Source organism: Crenobacter sp. CS_VA4 (assembly GCF_055597485.1).
This window is the reverse complement of record NZ_JBVMAE010000006.1, coordinates 50,128-65,616: the sequence shown is the minus strand read 5'-3', so window position 1 is coordinate 65,616 and position 15,489 is coordinate 50,128. Positions and strand designations below refer to the sequence as shown.

Annotated in this window: 9 protein-coding genes; 5 read left to right on the top strand and 4 right to left on the bottom strand. The window is 70.8% G+C overall.

The features are described 5' to 3' along the window. Window positions 1-173 precede the first annotated feature (173 nt). On the bottom strand, window positions 174-1,337 hold the full coding sequence (locus ACZ2IA_RS07445) for a low temperature requirement protein A (protein ID WP_470291939.1): 1,164 nt from the start codon (window positions 1,335-1,337) through the stop codon (window positions 174-176). A gap of 116 nt (window positions 1,338-1,453) precedes the next feature. Here ACZ2IA_RS07445 and recC point away from each other — a divergent pair, with 116 nt between their 5' ends. The 5 genes from recC to ACZ2IA_RS07420 all read left to right on the top strand — a co-directional run bounded on the left by recC (window position 1,454) and on the right by ACZ2IA_RS07420 (window position 12,443). Continuing rightward, on the top strand, window positions 1,454-4,669 hold the full coding sequence (gene recC / locus ACZ2IA_RS07440; RefSeq protein WP_470291938.1) for an exodeoxyribonuclease V subunit gamma: 3,216 nt from the start codon (window positions 1,454-1,456) through the stop codon (window positions 4,667-4,669). Further along, a complete protein-coding gene (gene recB / locus ACZ2IA_RS07435; protein WP_470291937.1) occupies window positions 4,666-8,241 on the top strand; it encodes an exodeoxyribonuclease V subunit beta in 3,576 nt (1,191 codons plus the stop codon). Before recC ends, recB begins: the two co-directional genes overlap by 4 nt. A 23-nt stretch (window positions 8,242-8,264) precedes the next feature. Beyond that, on the top strand, window positions 8,265-9,749 hold the full coding sequence (gene pap, locus ACZ2IA_RS07430) for a polyphosphate:AMP phosphotransferase (protein WP_470291936.1): 1,485 nt from the start codon (window positions 8,265-8,267) through the stop codon (window positions 9,747-9,749). After that, window positions 9,742-11,454, top strand: coding sequence for an exodeoxyribonuclease V subunit alpha (recD, locus tag ACZ2IA_RS07425; protein ID WP_470291935.1), 1,713 nt, complete (start codon window positions 9,742-9,744; stop codon window positions 11,452-11,454). Before pap ends, recD begins: the two co-directional genes overlap by 8 nt. Before the next feature lie 107 nt (window positions 11,455-11,561). Then, a complete protein-coding gene (locus tag ACZ2IA_RS07420) occupies window positions 11,562-12,443 on the top strand; it encodes an NUDIX hydrolase (RefSeq protein ID WP_470291934.1) in 882 nt (293 codons plus the stop codon). A gap of 207 nt (window positions 12,444-12,650) precedes the next feature. On the opposite strand, the gene pxpA is transcribed toward ACZ2IA_RS07420, so the two are convergent. The 3 genes from pxpA to pxpB are packed head-to-tail and all read right to left on the bottom strand — an operon-like array spanning window position 12,651 to window position 14,963. Then, on the bottom strand, window positions 12,651-13,388 hold the full coding sequence (gene pxpA / locus ACZ2IA_RS07415; protein ID WP_470291933.1) for a 5-oxoprolinase subunit PxpA: 738 nt from the start codon (window positions 13,386-13,388) through the stop codon (window positions 12,651-12,653). Next, window positions 13,378-14,304: a 5-oxoprolinase subunit C family protein gene (locus tag ACZ2IA_RS07410; protein ID WP_470291932.1), complete on the bottom strand. Its 927-nt coding sequence runs from the start codon at window positions 14,302-14,304 to the stop codon at window positions 13,378-13,380. Before ACZ2IA_RS07410 ends, pxpA begins: the two co-directional genes overlap by 11 nt. Then, window positions 14,292-14,963, bottom strand: a complete 672-nt coding sequence (gene pxpB / locus ACZ2IA_RS07405) for a 5-oxoprolinase subunit PxpB (RefSeq protein ID WP_470291931.1) — start codon at window positions 14,961-14,963, stop codon at window positions 14,292-14,294. Before pxpB ends, ACZ2IA_RS07410 begins: the two co-directional genes overlap by 13 nt. Window positions 14,964-15,489 lie beyond the last annotated feature (526 nt).

The window sequence follows — 15,489 nt, the reverse complement described above, 5'->3', positions numbered from 1 at the left end:
TTCTACCGGCGATTCCCACGTCATGATTAAGAGCCGCGGACAAAACCCAGCGAAGCAATCCCGGCTAGGCGCCCTGCCGCAGACAGTACAAGTAGTACGGCAAGGCAGGGCAACAACGCCGGGAGGGTTTTAGCTACGCAGAAACTCGGCAATGCCTCGTTTTGTTGGCGGCTCTAAGCGCGGGCCCGCGACACGCTCTCCCAGCTCGCCACCACCACCAGGATCAGCGTGGTCAGGCCGCCGACCATCAACAGGTCGGTGTGCGGGGCGAACGGAATCAGCAGCGCCAACAGGCCCAGCCCGATCAGGTGCGACAGCGGCAGCCGGCGGTAGACCAGGTTCTTGAAGATCGCGTTGGCGAGGATATAGAGCGCCGGGCCGCCGATCAGCACGATCTGGGACGCCGGGTCGATGTGGCCGTCCGGGTGGGCGATCACCAGCTCGTTGCCGACCGCGTTGACGATCACCGCGCCGACCAGCGCCACGTGCACGTAATGAAAGCGCGCGCCCATCTTGCCCGGGTCGCCGGAGTGGGCGATCGCCTCGGTGGCGGCGCGGCAGCCGGTGTCGAAGTACACCCACCACATCGCCAGGCTACCGACGAAGGCGACCAGGGTGGCGATCAGCACCGGCGTATCCCAGGCGGGCAGGCCGCTCAAGGTGGCGCCGGTGATCAGGATCGCCTCGCCCAGCGCCACGATCACGAACAGCTGGCAGCGCTCGGCCAGGTGGCCGCCCTCGATCGTCCACTCCCGCCGGCTGTCGGAGCGGCCGAGCCCCGGCAGCCAGAAACCGACCATCGGCGCCACGTACTCGGCCAACACCGCCAGCGTCCACAGCGAGAACCGGGCGCGGTCGCCGCTGACGCCGCCGGCCAGCCACAAGAGCGCCGACAGCGTCTGCCAGCCGAGGATGCGCCGGTAGTTGGCGGTGAGTTGATGCGAGCCGCCGAGAAAGACCAGGATGCACAGCGTTCGGCTGATCTGGATGGTGGCGAAGCAGGCGCCGACCACCAGTGCGCGCGCACCGAAGGCCTGCGGCAGCGCCGCCGCCAGCACCAGCCCCAATGCCATGATCGCGAACAGCACGAGCCGGACCGGCTTGCTCTCCGGGTCGAACCAGTTGGTCATCCAGGCGGTGTACTGCCAGGCGAGCCACACCGCGAACCACAACAGCAGCGTCTCGAGCGCGCCGGGCAAGGTCAAATCGCCGAGCAGGCGGTGCGACAACTGCGTCACCGCGAACACGTAGATCAGGTCGAAGAACAGCTCGGCGTTGGACACGCTGGCCTCGTGGCCGTCGCGGGCGCGCAGCAGGTGGTGGAACGAGCGGGGCATGGGCACTCCTTAGCGGGCGGTATCTTTGCGGTATGGCATATCCCGACGGGATCGGGAAAGGCGGTGTGTGGGGCCGGTGGTACACTGCGCTGACGTCCACCCTTGCGGCCGAGCCCATGCTGTACCTCTATCAGTCCAACCGACTCGAAGCGCTGTCCGAATTCCTCGCCGCCTTCAGCCAAGCGGTGCCGCTGTCCGACCCGTTCGAGGCCGAGACGGTGATCGTGCAGAGCCGCGGCATGGGGCGCTGGATCAGCCTCGATCTGGCCAAGAAAAACGGAGTGGCGGCGAACCTGCGCTTCGTGCTGCCGGCGGCGTTCGCCTGGCGGCTGATGCAGCAGGTGATCCCCGGCCTGCCGAAGAAGTCGTTCTTCTCGCCCGACGTGCTCGCGTGGCGGCTGATGGAGTGGCTGCCGGGCTTGGATGACCCGGTGTTCGCGCCGCTGCAGCGCTACCTCGCCGGTGGCGAGGCGGCCGCGTTCGAGCTGGCCGGCAAGATCGCCGACGTTTACGACCAGTACCTGGTGTTCCGCCCCGACTGGATCCGCGCCTGGGAAGAGGGCCAGTTGCTCGACCTCGGCGACGACGAGGCCTGGCAGGCCGCGCTGTGGAAGCGCTTGGCCGAAGCCGACGACGCGCGCCACCGGGTGCGGATGCTCGACGAGGTGCTGGCCGGGCTGCGCCCCGAGCATGTGCCCGAGCGGGTGGTGCTGTTCGGCATCGCCAGCCTCGCGCCGATGTATCTCGCGCTGGTGAAGCGCCTCGCCGAGATCACCGACGTGCTGATGTTCGCGCTCAACCCGTCCGAGATGGCCTGGGGCGACATCGTCGACGCGCGCCGCGCGCTGGCGCTGGGCGAGAACCCGGCCGACGCCGCCGGCCATCCCTTGCTCGCCTCGCTCGGCAAGCAGGGGCGCGACTTCTTCGACCTGCTGGTCGCCGAGTGCGCCAACGAGTTGAAAGACCTGTTCGTCGAGCCGGCCCCGGCGACCCTGCTCGGCCGCTTGCAGCACGACCTGTTGACCTTGAGCAACCCGCAATCGCCCGACTACGAACCATTGGTGATCAGCGACGACGACCACTCGGTCGAGGTCCACGTCGCGCACGGTCCGATGCGCGAGCTGGAAATCCTCAAGGACCGCCTGCTCGCCCGCTTCGCCGCCGACCCGACCCTGACCCCGGCCGACGTGGCGGTGCTGACCCCGGACATCAATACTTACGCGCCGTTCATCCACGCGGTGTTCGGCCGCCGCGACGACGCGCCGAGCCTGCCGTACAGCGTCGCCGACCGCCGCGTCAGCCGCGAGCATCCCTTGCTCGCCACCTTCGCCGCGCTCTTGGATCTCGCCGACAGCCGCTTCGAGGCCGATGCGCTCTTGGCGCTGTTCGACTGCGCCGCACTGTTGCGCCGCTTCGGTCTCACCGCCGACGAGTTGCCGTTCGTCCGCCGCTGGGTGCGCGATGCGGCGATTCGTTGGGGGCGCGACGCCGCTCACAAGGCGAGCCTCGGCCTGCCTGCCGATCCGGCGTTCAGCTGGCGCCAGGGGATAGACCGGCTGCTGCTCGGCACGGTGCTGCCGCCGGAGTTGCTCGGCGACGACGCGCCGCTGTTCGAGGGCCTGCTGCCGCTCGCCGGCGCCAGCGGCGGCCTGACCGGCACGCTGGCCGCGCTCGCCGACGTGTTCGACACGCTGGCGAGCTTGGCCGAACGCTGGGCCGAGCCGGCCAGCCCTACCGACTGGGTGGCGCGCTGCCATGCGGCGATCGAGGCGCTGTTCGAGCCGGACGACGAGGACGAGGCGGCGCTGTCGCTGCTGCGCGACGCGCTGGCGGAGCTGGCAGGCGACGCCGAGCTCGCCGGCTTCGGGCGAAGGGTCGGCCTCGCGGTGCTGCGCGACTGGCTGGCGCGGCGGCTGACGCTGTCGGTCGACTCGGGTTTCCTGACCGGCGGGGTGACCTTCTGCGCGATGGTGCCGATGCGCAGCCTGCCGTTCCGGGTGTTGTGTCTCGTTGGCATGAACGACGGCGTCTACCCGCGCGACGAGCGCCCGGTCAGCTTCGACCTGATCGCGCGCCACCCGCGCCGCGGCGACCGCTCGCGCCGTTACGACGACCGCTACCTGTTCCTCGAGGCGCTGCTGTCGGCGCGCGAGGCGCTGTATCTGTCCTACGTTGGTCGAAGCGCGCGCAGCGACGAGCCCTTGCCGCCGTCGGCGCTCTTGTCCGAGCTGCTCGACACCTTCGCCGCGATGGCGGGCGACAAGGTGCGTGCGCGCCTCGTCACCGCCCACCCGCTGCAGCCGTTCTCGCCGCGCTACTACGACGGCAGCGACCCGGCGCTGTTCAGCTACGAGCCGGCCTACGCCGCCGCGCTCGCCGCCGAGCGCCATCCGCCGGCGCCGTTCGCCACAGCTCTAGCGTTGGCCGAAACGCCGCGCGTGCTGCCCTGGCCGGACCTCTTGCGCTTCTGGCAGAACCCGGCGCGCGCCTGGCTCGCCGACCGGCTCGGCATCCGCGTCGCGCGCGACGAGGACGAGCTGCCCGAACGCGAGCCGTTCGCGCTCGACCGCGACGGCCGCGAGCGGGTGCGTGGCGCCTTGCTCGAAGGCCGGCTGTCGGGAACCGCACCGTCTGCCACCGCGGCGCGGCTGCGCGCCGGCGGCGCCCTGCCGCCCGGAGAACTCGGCGAGGCGTGGCTTTCTGCCGAGCAGGACGCCACGCGCCGCCTGCTGCGCCAGTTGCCGACGGCCTTGTTCGAGCCGCCCTTGCCGCCCCAGCCATTTTCGCTCGACGTCGCCGGGCTGACCCTGACCGGCACCTTGGCCGGCCTGCGCCGCGACGGCCTGTTTCAGGTCAGGGTGCGGCGCGCCTACGCCGGCGAGAAGATCTCGCTGTGGCTGCACCACCTGCTGCTCAACGCGGTGAGGCCGGACGGCGTCGCGACCGAGTCGACGCTGCTCGACGACGATGGCCGGTTGACCCTGGCGCCGCTGCCGACGACCGAGGCGCGGGCCTTGCTCGCGCCGTGGCTGGACGGCTGGCTGGCCGGCCAGGAGTCGCCGCTGCCGTTCTTCCCGCGCACCAGCTGGGCGGCGGCCGCGTCGCTCGCCGACGCGAAGCTGGCCCGCGAGGCGGCGCTGGTCGCCGCGCGCAACGAGTGGGCGCCGGCGTTCGACGGCAACGGCAAGGTCGCGCAGCGCGACGACCCGGCGCTGGCGCTGGCGTTCCGCCATCTCGACCCGCTGGCCGACCCGGCGTTTCTCGCCTGGGCCGAGCGGCTGCTGTTGCCGCTGATGGCGGCGCTGGCGGCGGCAGAGGAGAGCTCAGCATGAGCGACATCCTGCACGCCTTCTCGCCGCTGAGCGCGCCGCTGACCGGGGTGAACCTGGTCGAGGCGTCGGCCGGCACCGGCAAGACCTGGAACATCGCCGCGCTGTTCGTGCGCCTGCTCTTGGAGGCGCAGCCGGGCGAGGAGGCGCCGGCCAGCGTCGAGCAGATACTGGTGGTCACCTACACCAAGGCGGCCACCGCCGAGCTGCGCTCGCGGCTGCGCGCCCGCCTCGCCGAAGCGCTGGCGGCGCTCGACGCCGAGTCGGTCGAAGACGGCTTCCTCGCCGAGCTGCTGGCGCCGTACCGCGAAGATCCCGAGCAGTGCGCGGCGGCGCGCGCGCGGCTGACCGCGGCGCTGACCGGCTTCGACGCCGCGTCGATCTACACCATCCACGGCTTCTGCCAGCGGGTGCTGACCGATGCGGCCTTCGAGTCCGGCCAGCCGTTCGACGCCGAACTGGTCGCCGACGACGAGGCGCCGCTCTTGGAGCTGGCCGACGACTTCTGGCGCCGCCGGGTGCTCGGCGACCCGCTGTACGCGCGGCTGCTGGCCGCTCACGGCGACACGCCGGACGCCTGGCTCGCCGCGGTGAAGCCGTACCTCGCCAAGGACTATCTGACGCTGGTGACGCCGCCGGCCGGCCAGTTGGCCGAACGCGAGGCGGCCAGACTTTCGGCCTGGCAGGCGCTGTGCGCCGAGCCTGAAAGCATAGCGGCCGGCGCCGCGGCGTTCTGGGACGGCTTCGGCGTTCTCAAGGGCAATCTCTACAAGCAGCCGACCTACCAGCGGCTGTTCGCGTGGCTCGCCGGCTGCGCGCTGCCCGACACCGCGCCGCCGCTGCTGGGCAGCGACACCTTGAAGGCGCTGGCGCGGCTGACGCCGAACGGCCTCGCCGACGGGGTGAAGAAGGGCGCGGCCCCGCCGGCGCACCCGCTGTTCGCGCGGATAGCCGACTGGCTGGCGGCGGAGCTTAACTGGCAGGACGCGGTGACGCAGGAGGTGGCGCGGCTGAAGATCGAGCTGATCGGCTGGATCGATACGGAGCTCACCGCACGGCGCCGCGCCGCGCGGCAGCGCCGCTTCGACGACCTGTTGACCGATCTCGCGAGCGGCCTGCAGGACCCGGTGTCGGGCCCCTTGCTGGCCGAACACATGGCGCGCAGCTGGCAGCTGGCGCTGATCGACGAGTTCCAGGACACCGACCCGGTGCAGTACGCGATCTTCCGCGCCGGCTTCATCGAGCGCCACCGGCCGGTGTTCCTGGTCGGCGACCCGAAGCAGGCGATCTACAGCTTCCGCGGCGCCGACATCTTCGCCTACCTCGCCGCCCGCGACGACGCCGGCGCGCGCTACACGCTGTCGACCAACCACCGCTCGACCGACCAGCTGGTCGCGGCGGTGAATGCGCTGTTCGCGCGCGATCAGGCCTTCCTGCTCGACATCCCCTACCAGCCGGTGGCGAGCGCCGGCGGGCGCGGCGCGCTGACCTTGGCCGAACCGCTCGCGCCGTTGACCCTGCAGTGGCTGTCGCCCGAGCAGGACAAGCCGCTGTCCAAGGACCGCGCCGCGACCCTCGCCGCCGCGCAGACCGCCGATGCGATCGCCGGCCTCTTGGTGGCGGCCGGGCAGGGCGGCGCGGCGCTGACAAAGGACGGTGCCAGCCGGCCGCTGAAGGGCGGGGATCTGGCGGTGCTGGTGTCCACTCACCGCCAGGGCGAGCTGGTGCGCGCCGCGCTGGCCGAACGCGGCGTGGCCAGCGTGGCGCTGACGCAGGAGAGCGTGTTCGCCAGCGCCGAGGCGCGCGAGCTGGCGGCGCTGCTGCGCGCCTGGGTCGATCCGGCGCACGAGGGCCGGCTGCGCGCCGCGCTCGCGACCGAGCTGATCGGCCTGTCCGCCGCCGAGCTGGCCGCCTTGATCGACGACGAGACCGGCTGGGAGACGCGCCAGAGCGCGCTGTCCGCCGACCATGCGCGCTGGCGCGACGCCGGCTTCATGGCCGCCTGGCGCCAGGCCTTCGTGCGCGAACGGATCGCCGAGCGCCTGCTGCCCTTGCCGGACGGCGAGCGCCGGCTGACCAACCTGGCGCAGCTGACCGAGCTGATCCAGCAGCAGTCCGAGCAGGTGGCAGGTCCCGTGCCGTTGCTCGCCTGGTTCGAGGCCTGCGTCGCCAACCCGCCGTCCGGCGAGGAGGCGATGATGCGGCTGGAGAGCGACGCGGCGCTGGTGAAGATCGTCACCATCCACGCGTCCAAGGGCCTGCAGTACCCGCTGGTGTTCTGCCCCTTCCTGTGGGACGGCGCGCTGTCGCGCAAGGAGACGCCGTTCTGGCGCTACCGCGACGGCGACACCACAAGGCTGGTGCCGGACGAGCTGGCCGGCGCCGCCGACCACTTGGCGAGCGACAGCGAAACCCTGGCCGAAAAGCTGCGGCTCCTGTACGTCGCGCTGACCCGCGCCGAACATAGATTAGTCATCAGCTGGACCCGCGCCAGCGGCATGGAGACCGCCGCGCTGACCTGGCTGCTGCACGGCGCCGGTGCCGATTCGCTCGAGAGCCTGCGCGAGCTGAAGGACGAGCTGAGCCACGACCGGCTGGTCGCTGACCTGCACCGCTTCGCTGGAGCCAACCCGGCGGCGGTGAGGCTCGTCAGCGAGCCGCCGGCCCCGGCCTGGCTGCCGCGCGCCGAGGCCGGCCGCGCCGAGCTGCGCGTGGCGACCTTGGATCGGCCGCTCTACACGCCGTGGCGGGTCACCAGCTTCACCGGTCTCGCGCAGCACGGCAGCCGCCACGCCGCCGAGGCGCCCGACCACGACCGGCTGCAGCGGCCGGCGGCCGAAGCGGTCGAGCAGCCCCTTGAACCAGCCCTCGACCGCTTCAGCTTCCCGCGCGGCGCGCGCCCCGGCACCTGCCTGCACGCGATCTTCGAGAACATAGCCTTCACCGACAGCCCCGACGCTCACGCCCGGGTGGTCGCCGAGCAGCTGGCGCGCGGCGGCTTCGGCCCCGAGTGGCAGGACGCCGCCTGCGACATCGTCGCGCGCACCCTGGCCGCGCCGCTGGCCCCCGGCGCCACGCTCGCGTCGGTGCCGAACGCGCGCCGGCTGGTCGAGCTGGAGTTCCTGCTGCCGCTGTCCGTGCTGAAGGTGGAGCGCCTGCGCGCGATCCTGAGCGATCCGGCGCACGGCCTGCACCCGGCCTGCCGCGCCGCGGCGGCGACGCTCGATTTTCGCAGCGTCGAGGGCTACCTCAAGGGCTTCATCGACCTGGTCGCCGAGGTCGACGGCAAGCTTTATCTGGTCGACTACAAGTCCAACCATCTGGGCGATAGCCCCGACGACTACGGCGAGGCCCACTTGGCCGAGGCGATAGCCCGGGAGCATTATTACCTGCAGTACCTGATCTACACGGTGGCGCTGCACCGCTATTTCGCCGCGCGCGGCATCGACTTCGGCCAACGTTTCGGCGGGGTGCGCTACCTGTTCCTGCGCGGCCTCGATGCCGAAGGCCGCGGGGTGTGGCGCGACGCGCCGTCGGACGCCTTGCTCGCCGCGCTCGACGAGCTGTTCCAATAACGACGATCAACAAGGAGCCCGCGATGTTCGAATCCGCCGAAATCGGCCACGCCATCGCCAAGAAGGTCTACCAGGACGAGGTGCCGGCGCTGCGCGAGGCCTTGCTCGATGCGCAGTACGACCTGAAGGAGCAAGGCGGCTTTCCGGTGCTGATCCTGATCCACGGCCTCGACGGTGCCGGCCGCGGCGACACGATGAACCTGATCAACGAATGGCTCGACCCGCGGCTGATCCACAACGTCGCGTTCTCCGGGCTGAACGACGAGGAGAAGGCGCGGCCGTGGATGTGGCGCTACTGGCGCGAGCTGCCTGCCCGGGGCCGGATCGGCATGTACTTCGGGTCCTACTATTCGGACGCGCTGTTCCCGCGCGTCTACGGCAAGAACGACCGCGACACCTTCGACAAGCAGATCTTCGACATCCTGCGCTTCGAGCGGATGATGACGCTCGACGGCGCGCTGGTGCTGAAGTTCTGGTTCCACCTGTCCAAAGGCAAGCAGTTGGCGCGGTTGAAGACGCTTGAGAGCGACCCGGACACCGCTTGGCGCGTTACCGATCTGGACTGGAAGCACTTCGACCGCTACGACAAGATCCGCAAGCACGGCGAGCACATGCTGCGCCTGACCAACACCGCGCACGCGCCGTGGATCGTGGTCGAGGGCGAAGACCCGTACTACCGCAACCTGACGGTGGCGCGCGCCATCCTCAACGCCTTGCGTAGCCGGATCGACAGCGACGCGCCGCAGCTCGTCCACAGCGACGTGCCGCCGCCGCTCGCGCCGATCGACAACAAGCTGCTCCTCGACACGCTCAAGCTCGACCAGAAGCAGGACAAGGACGGCTACAAGGGCAAGTTGAAGAAGCTGCAGGCGCGCCTCAACCGGCTGACCCGCGATCCGCGCTTCGCCGAGCGTTCGCTGGTGCTGGTGTTCGAGGGCAACGACGCGGCCGGCAAGGGCGGCAGCATCCGCCGGATCACCCAGGCGCTCGACGCCCGCCAGTACCGGGTGGTGCCGATCGCCGCACCGAACGACGTCGAACGCGCGCAGCCGTGGCTGTGGCGCTTCTGGCGCCAGGTGCCGCGCAAGGGCGGCATCACCGTGTTCGACCGCAGCTGGTACGGCCGGGTGCTGGTCGAACGGGTCGAGGGCTTCGCCAGCGAGGCCGACTGGGGCCGCGCCTACTACGAGATCAACGACTTCGAGCACCAGCTGCACGAAAACGGCGCGGTGCTGGTGAAGTTCTGGCTCGCGATCAGCCAGGACGAGCAGCTCGAGCGCTTCAAGGCGCGCGAGGAGACCGGCTTCAAGCGCTTCAAGATCACCGACGAGGACTGGCGCAACCGCGATCGTTGGGACGACTACAAGCTGGCGGTATCCGACATGATCGACCGCACCAGCACCAGCCGGGTGCCGTGGACGCTGGTCGAGGCGAACAACAAGTACTACGCGCGCCTCAAGGTGCTGCAGACGGTGTGCGACGCACTCGAGGCGGCGCTCGATGGCTGAGCAGGCTCGGCTGCCGGACAAGCTCGCCGGCCTGTTCGCCCGGCTCGCGCCAGCCGCCGCGCCGCTGGTCGCGCCGTATCTCGCGCGCCTCGTCGCGGCCAACCAGGCCGGCCACGTCTGCCTGACGCTGCCGCCCGGCGAGGCGCGCGCGCTCGCCCAGGCGCGCCCTCTGGTCGGCCGGCCCGGCGAGGCGGCGCCGCTGATCCTCGATCCCGCGCGGCGCCTCTATTTCGCCCGGCATTGGCGCGACGAGGCGACGTTGGCCGAACGGCTCGCCGGCTTGGCATCCGGCGGGCTGCCGCTGCCGGCCGATGCGGCGCGGACGGTGCTCGACGCGCTGTTCCCGCCGCGCGGCGACGGTGCGGTCGATAGGCAGAAACTCGCCGCCGCGCTGGCGCTGAAGAAGCGCTTCACGGTGATCTCCGGCGGTCCCGGCACCGGCAAGACCACCACCGTGGTGCGGCTGATGGCGGCGGTAGCGAGCCTCGCGCCGCGGCCGCTGGCGATCGCGATGGCGGCGCCGACCGGCAAGGCGGCGGCGCGGCTGACCGAGTCGGTGCGGCTCGCCCGCGCCGCGCTGCCGGTGCCCGAGTCTATCCGCGCCCAGCTGCCGAGTTCCGCGCAGACGCTGCACCGGCTGATCGGCCTGGTTCCCGGCCAGGCGGCGCCGCGCCACCACGCCGGCCACCCCTTGCCGCTCGACCTGCTGGTGATCGACGAGGCGTCGATGGTCGACCTGTCGTTGATGAGCCGCACGCTGGCGGCGCTGCCGCCATCGGCGCGGCTGGTGCTGCTCGGCGACCGCGACCAGCTCGCGTCGGTCGACGCCGGCGCGGTGCTGGCCGACCTGTGCCGCGAGCAGGTGTACAGCGCCGACACGCTCGCCTGGCTTCGTGATGCGAGCGGCGTCGTGCCGTTTTCGGCCGACCTCGGACCGCTGCCGGCGCTGGCCGACTGCGTCGCGCTGTTGACCGAGAGCCACCGCTTCGGCGCCGACAGCGGCATCGGCGCGCTGGCGCGCGCGGTCAACGGCGGCGACGCGGCGACCGCCTTGCAGCACCTCGACGACCTGTTCAGCCCCGACATCAGCTGGGGGGCGGCACGGGCGGAGCTCGCGAGCAGCCTGCTGGCGCGGCGCGAGGCGTACTTTGCCGCACTCGAGCAGGGCCCGGCCGCGGCGTTCGCCGCGTTCGGCCGCTTCATGCTGCTTGCCGCCGAACGCCGCGACGTGGCGGCGCTGAACGAGGCGGTCGAGGCGTTGCTCGTCAAGGCCGGGCGCAAGCGTTTCGACGCCGACTGGTACCCGGGCCGGCCGGTGATGATCAGCGAGAACGACTACGCGGTCGGCCTGTTCAACGGCGACATCGGCCTCGCCTTGCCGAGCCCGGACGGGCTCAGGGTGTGGTTCCCGACCGCCGACGGCGGCTTCCGTGCGCTGGCGCCGGGCCGCTTGCCGCCGCTCGACACCGTGTACGCGATGACGGTGCACAAGAGCCAGGGCTCGGAATTCGACGAGGTGTGGATGCTGCTGCCCGACGGCGACAGCCAGGTGCTCGACCGCGCGCTGCTCTACACCGCGATCACCCGCGCCAAGCGCGAGTTCCGGCTGTCCGGCGCCGCGGCGGCGTTGAGCGACGCGGTCGGCCGCGCGCCGCAGCGCAGCAGCGGGCTCGCCGAGCGCTTGTGGGACACGACCGCTCGATAGAGAGGGTCGAGCGGCCTGCGCTAGTGCTCGGAAAACGAAAGCGTTTTCGGCTAAAACCACGTAAGATGGCGCGCTTGTTGCTAATGCCATATGTCATGGAGGGCGCCATGCCGCAGCTGGACCGGGTACTCGTTTATCTTTCGCGCATCACGCAGTTCGACCGCACCGCTTTCACGCCGCTGTGGATCGCCGGCGAGCGGGTCGGTTGCGTCAACGCGCTATGGAAGGAGCGCCTGCTCGGCAGCGACGCGGCGCTGTTCGTCGAGACCCGCGACGGCCTGGTCTGCCAGGCCACCGGCGACTACGCCACGCTCAGCGCGACGCTCGCCGCCGCGGCGCGGCGCTGGCACGACACTGGTTGGTTGACCGGTTGGCGCAACGAGAACTTCACCGCCTTCCGTCCGGACGGGGGCGAGCTGTTCGAGCTCGAGCGCGCCGCGTTCCGACCGCTGGGCCTGACCAGCCGCGCGGTGCACCTGAATGGCTTGCTCCGCGATGCCGACGGCACGGTGCGGATGTGGGTGGCGCGGCGCAGCCCGGACAAGGCGGTCGACCCGAACCGGATGGACAACCTGATGGGCGGCGGCATCGCCGCCGGCGAGAGCATAAGTCTCGCGCTCGAGCGCGAAGGCTGGGAAGAGGCGGGCATCCCGGCCGACAAGCTCGAGCTGTTGCCGCAGGCGGCCTTGCTGTTGGCCGAACGGCCGGTGCAGCGCGGCCTGCATCGCGAGTGGCTGTACGCGTTCGACCTGTGGCTGAACCCGGGCGAGATCCCCTGTAACCAGGACGGCGAGGTCGCCGAGCACACCTTGATGAGTCTCGCCGACGTCGAACAGCTGCTGGTCGACGAGCGTTTCATGATCGACGCCGCGCTGGTCGCGAGCGACTGCCTGGCGCGGCTCGGCTACTGGGGCGCGGACGGTGCTCGCGTCGACGCGCTGCTCTCGGCGATCCGCCGGCCGGTCGGTGCGGCGGTGTACAGCCTCTGACCCGGTCAGTGACAGGACAAAAAAAGCGCGGCCTCGGCCGCGCTTTTGTTTTACCTCTGCTTGATGGCTGATAGTCGGCCGAGTCAAAGTCCATCGGGGAGCCACCGCGGCGAACCGCACCGCGAACGCACCGGGCGTAACCCTTGTGCGCCGGGGACTTTGCCGCCGCCGACCTGCCGTAGCATGCCTTTATCGCAAACCACCGGCTCAGCCGGCGCCGACCGCGATGCCCCGCTGCTCCAGTTGTTCGCGAATCAGCCGGGCAAGGGTCACCGCGTGTACGTTGTCGCCGTGCAGGCAGATCGTGTCGGCGCGGATCGCCACGCGGCGGCCGTCGAGCGCGGTCACCACCCCCTCGGTCACCATCTGCAGCACCTGCGCCAGCGCCTGCGCCTCGTCCTCGATCAGCGCGCCGGGCGTGCCGCGCGGCGCCAGCGAGCCGTCGGCCCGGTAGCCGCGGTCGGCGAACACCTCGTCGAGCGCCCCGAGGCCCGCCGCTCGGGCGATGCGCACCAGCTCGCCGCCGGCCAGGCCCACCACCTTCAGCGCCGGGTCGGCCGCCTTCACCGCCGCCACGATGGCGTCGGCCAGGCGGGGGTCGCGCGCCGCCTGGTTGTAGAGCGCACCGTGCGGCTTGACGTGGCGGAGTGTGGCGCCTTCGCCACGGGCGATCGCCTGCAGCGCGCCGACCTGGTAGAGCACGCCGGCGTAGACGGTTTCCGGCGCCAGGGTCATCTCGGTGCGGCCGAACTGTTCCCGGCCGGGGTAGCTCGGGTGCGCACCGATCGCGACGCCGCGCGCCAGCGCCCAGCGCACGCACTGGCGCATCGTATCGGCGTCGCCGGCGTGCCAGCCGCAGGCGATGTTGGCCGAACTGAGCTGATCGAGAATGGCCTCGTCGTGGCCAAAGCCTTCGCCGAGATCGGCATTGAGATCAACGACCATATAGCCCCCATTCCAGTTGCCGCAGATAGCGGGCCTGCTCGGCCCGGGCGGCCGCGGCTTCGGCGGCATCGCACCGTCGGAACCATAGCCACGAGCCGAGCCGCGCCTGCGCGAGTTTCCATAGGTCGGCCTCGATCACCACCGCGATGCGCGGGTAACCGCCGGTGGTCTGCGCGTCGGCGAGCAGCACGATGGGCTGGCCGTTCGGAGGCACCTGCACCACGCCGGGCAGCACGCCGTGCGACAACAGCTCGCGCTCGACGGGGCGTTGCAGCGGTTCGCCGTGCAGGCGGTAGCCCATCCGGTTGCTCTGCGGGGTGACCTGCCAGGGGTCGCGCCAGAAGCGCTGTCGCGCGTCGTCGGTGAACTCCCGGTGCTCGGGCCCGGGCAGCGCGCGGATCAGCGGCGACCAGTCGGGCAGCTTCACGCCGCGTCGGTGCGTCAGCACATTCGGCCGACCCAGCGGCAGCCGGTCGCCGTCCCTGAGCGCCCGGCCCGCCACGCCGCCGAAGCCGGCGTTCAGGTCGGTGCTGCGCGAACCGAGCACGACGTCGGTCGCGATCCCGCCGTCCACCGCCAGGTAGGCGCGCATCCCGACGCGGGCCGTCGCCAGATGCAGACATTGGTCGGCGTTTACCGGCGTGCGCCAGCCCGGCCAGATCGGCACGCCGTCGAGCGTGGCGTCGAAATCGGCGCCGGCCAGCGCCAGCCAGCCGGCGCGGGCGAAGCGCAGCTCGACCGGGCCGAGGGTGATCTCGAGGCCGGCGCAGCCGGCCGCGTTGCCGACCAGCCGGTTCGCCACCGTCAGTGCCAGCGGGTCGAGCGCGCCGGCTTGCCCGACGCCGAGCTGGCGTAAGCCGGCGCGGCCGAGATCCTGAACGGTGCTGAGCGCGCCGCTGTTGATCACTTCGAGCATGCGCCGGCCTCCACCGGGACGAAGCGCACGCGATCGCCCGGCTGCAGCAGCGTCGGCGGGTTGGCCGACGCATTGAACAGGGACGTGCTGCTGCGACCGATCAGGTTCCAGCCACCGGGCGTCGTCGCCGGGTAGACGCCGGTCTGGCTGCCGCCGATCCCGACCGAACCGGCCGGCACCGCCAGGCGTGGTTCGGCGCGGCGCGGCGTCGCCAGCGCCTCGGGCAGGCCGCCGAGATAGGCGAAACCCGGCTGGAAACCGAGGAAATAGACCAGGTACTCCGCGCCGGCGTGCAGCGCGATCACCTCGTCGGGACTCAGCTGCGCATGGCGGGCGACGTCGTCGAGGTCCGGCCCGGCCTCGCCGCCGTAGACCACCGGGATACGGACCTCGCGCGCCTCGGGTGCTGGCGCCGCGGCGGCGCGCTGCCAGAACGTTTCGAGTTCGGGGAGAAAGTCGTCGGGGCGCAGGCAGGCCGGATCGAGCAGCACGGTCAGGTTGTTCATGCCCGCCATGACCTCGCAGACTGCAGGGTGGCCGGCCAGTTGCCGGGCGATCCACCAGATCTTGCATTGACAGGCCGCTTCGGCCGGCGGCGGCGACTCGATGACGGCCGCACGCTCCCCCAGCGAGTAGAAGCGGACGGTTTCTGCTGCCACGGTGTTCTCCAACGCAGAGGGCCTGGGGCCGGATCGTTGTCGTGCTTTCAATTCGAGCCGTTAACAAAACCCCGCGAAGCGGTTCCGGCTAGATGTCCTGCCGCAGACAGTACAAGGAGTATGGCAAGGCAGGGCAATAACGCCGGAAGGGTTTTAGCTGCGCAGAAACTCGGCAATGCCTCGTTTTGTTAGCGGCTCGTAAGCCACTAATTTATCTTTGTAATGCGAAGGCAGTTCAAGGCAAGGAGGTATTGCCGACGGATTCTGTGAACCGGCCGACGAATGTCCGGTCCTTGCGTGTTTGGCTTGGGGGCTTTCAAGACTAGGGCGTTTGTCTTGCCCGTGCGGCTTCCCACTCGTCATCCATTCTGACGGTTTCGAGGCGTCTTTGCGCTCGGCTTCAGGCTTGCTGGCGGTAGGCTAGCGAAAACGGGTTTCGGACTTGTTGCAGGTCAGTTGGAACTTGGCGGCGGAAAGAATCGTAGCCGTGATGGCGGGGGAGCTAATCCGAGCGAAGCGCGCCTTC

What these genes read in the sequence shown, in the direction of transcription:
- ACZ2IA_RS07410 (WP_470291932.1), bottom strand. Translation starts at nt 14,304, where the DNA reads ATGCTCGAAGTGATCAACAGCGGCGCGCTCAGCACCGTTCAGGATCTC.
- recB (WP_470291937.1), top strand. Translation starts at nt 4,666, where the DNA reads ATGAGCGACATCCTGCACGCCTTCTCGCCGCTGAGCGCGCCGCTGACC.
- ACZ2IA_RS07420 (WP_470291934.1), top strand. Translation starts at nt 11,562, where the DNA reads ATGCCGCAGCTGGACCGGGTACTCGTTTATCTTTCGCGCATCACGCAG.
- pxpA (WP_470291933.1), bottom strand. Translation starts at nt 13,388, where the DNA reads ATGGTCGTTGATCTCAATGCCGATCTCGGCGAAGGCTTTGGCCACGAC.
- recD (WP_470291935.1), top strand. Translation starts at nt 9,742, where the DNA reads ATGGCTGAGCAGGCTCGGCTGCCGGACAAGCTCGCCGGCCTGTTCGCC.
- recC (WP_470291938.1), top strand. Translation starts at nt 1,454, where the DNA reads ATGCTGTACCTCTATCAGTCCAACCGACTCGAAGCGCTGTCCGAATTC.
- ACZ2IA_RS07445 (WP_470291939.1), bottom strand. Translation starts at nt 1,337, where the DNA reads ATGCCCCGCTCGTTCCACCACCTGCTGCGCGCCCGCGACGGCCACGAG.
- pap (WP_470291936.1), top strand. Translation starts at nt 8,265, where the DNA reads ATGTTCGAATCCGCCGAAATCGGCCACGCCATCGCCAAGAAGGTCTAC.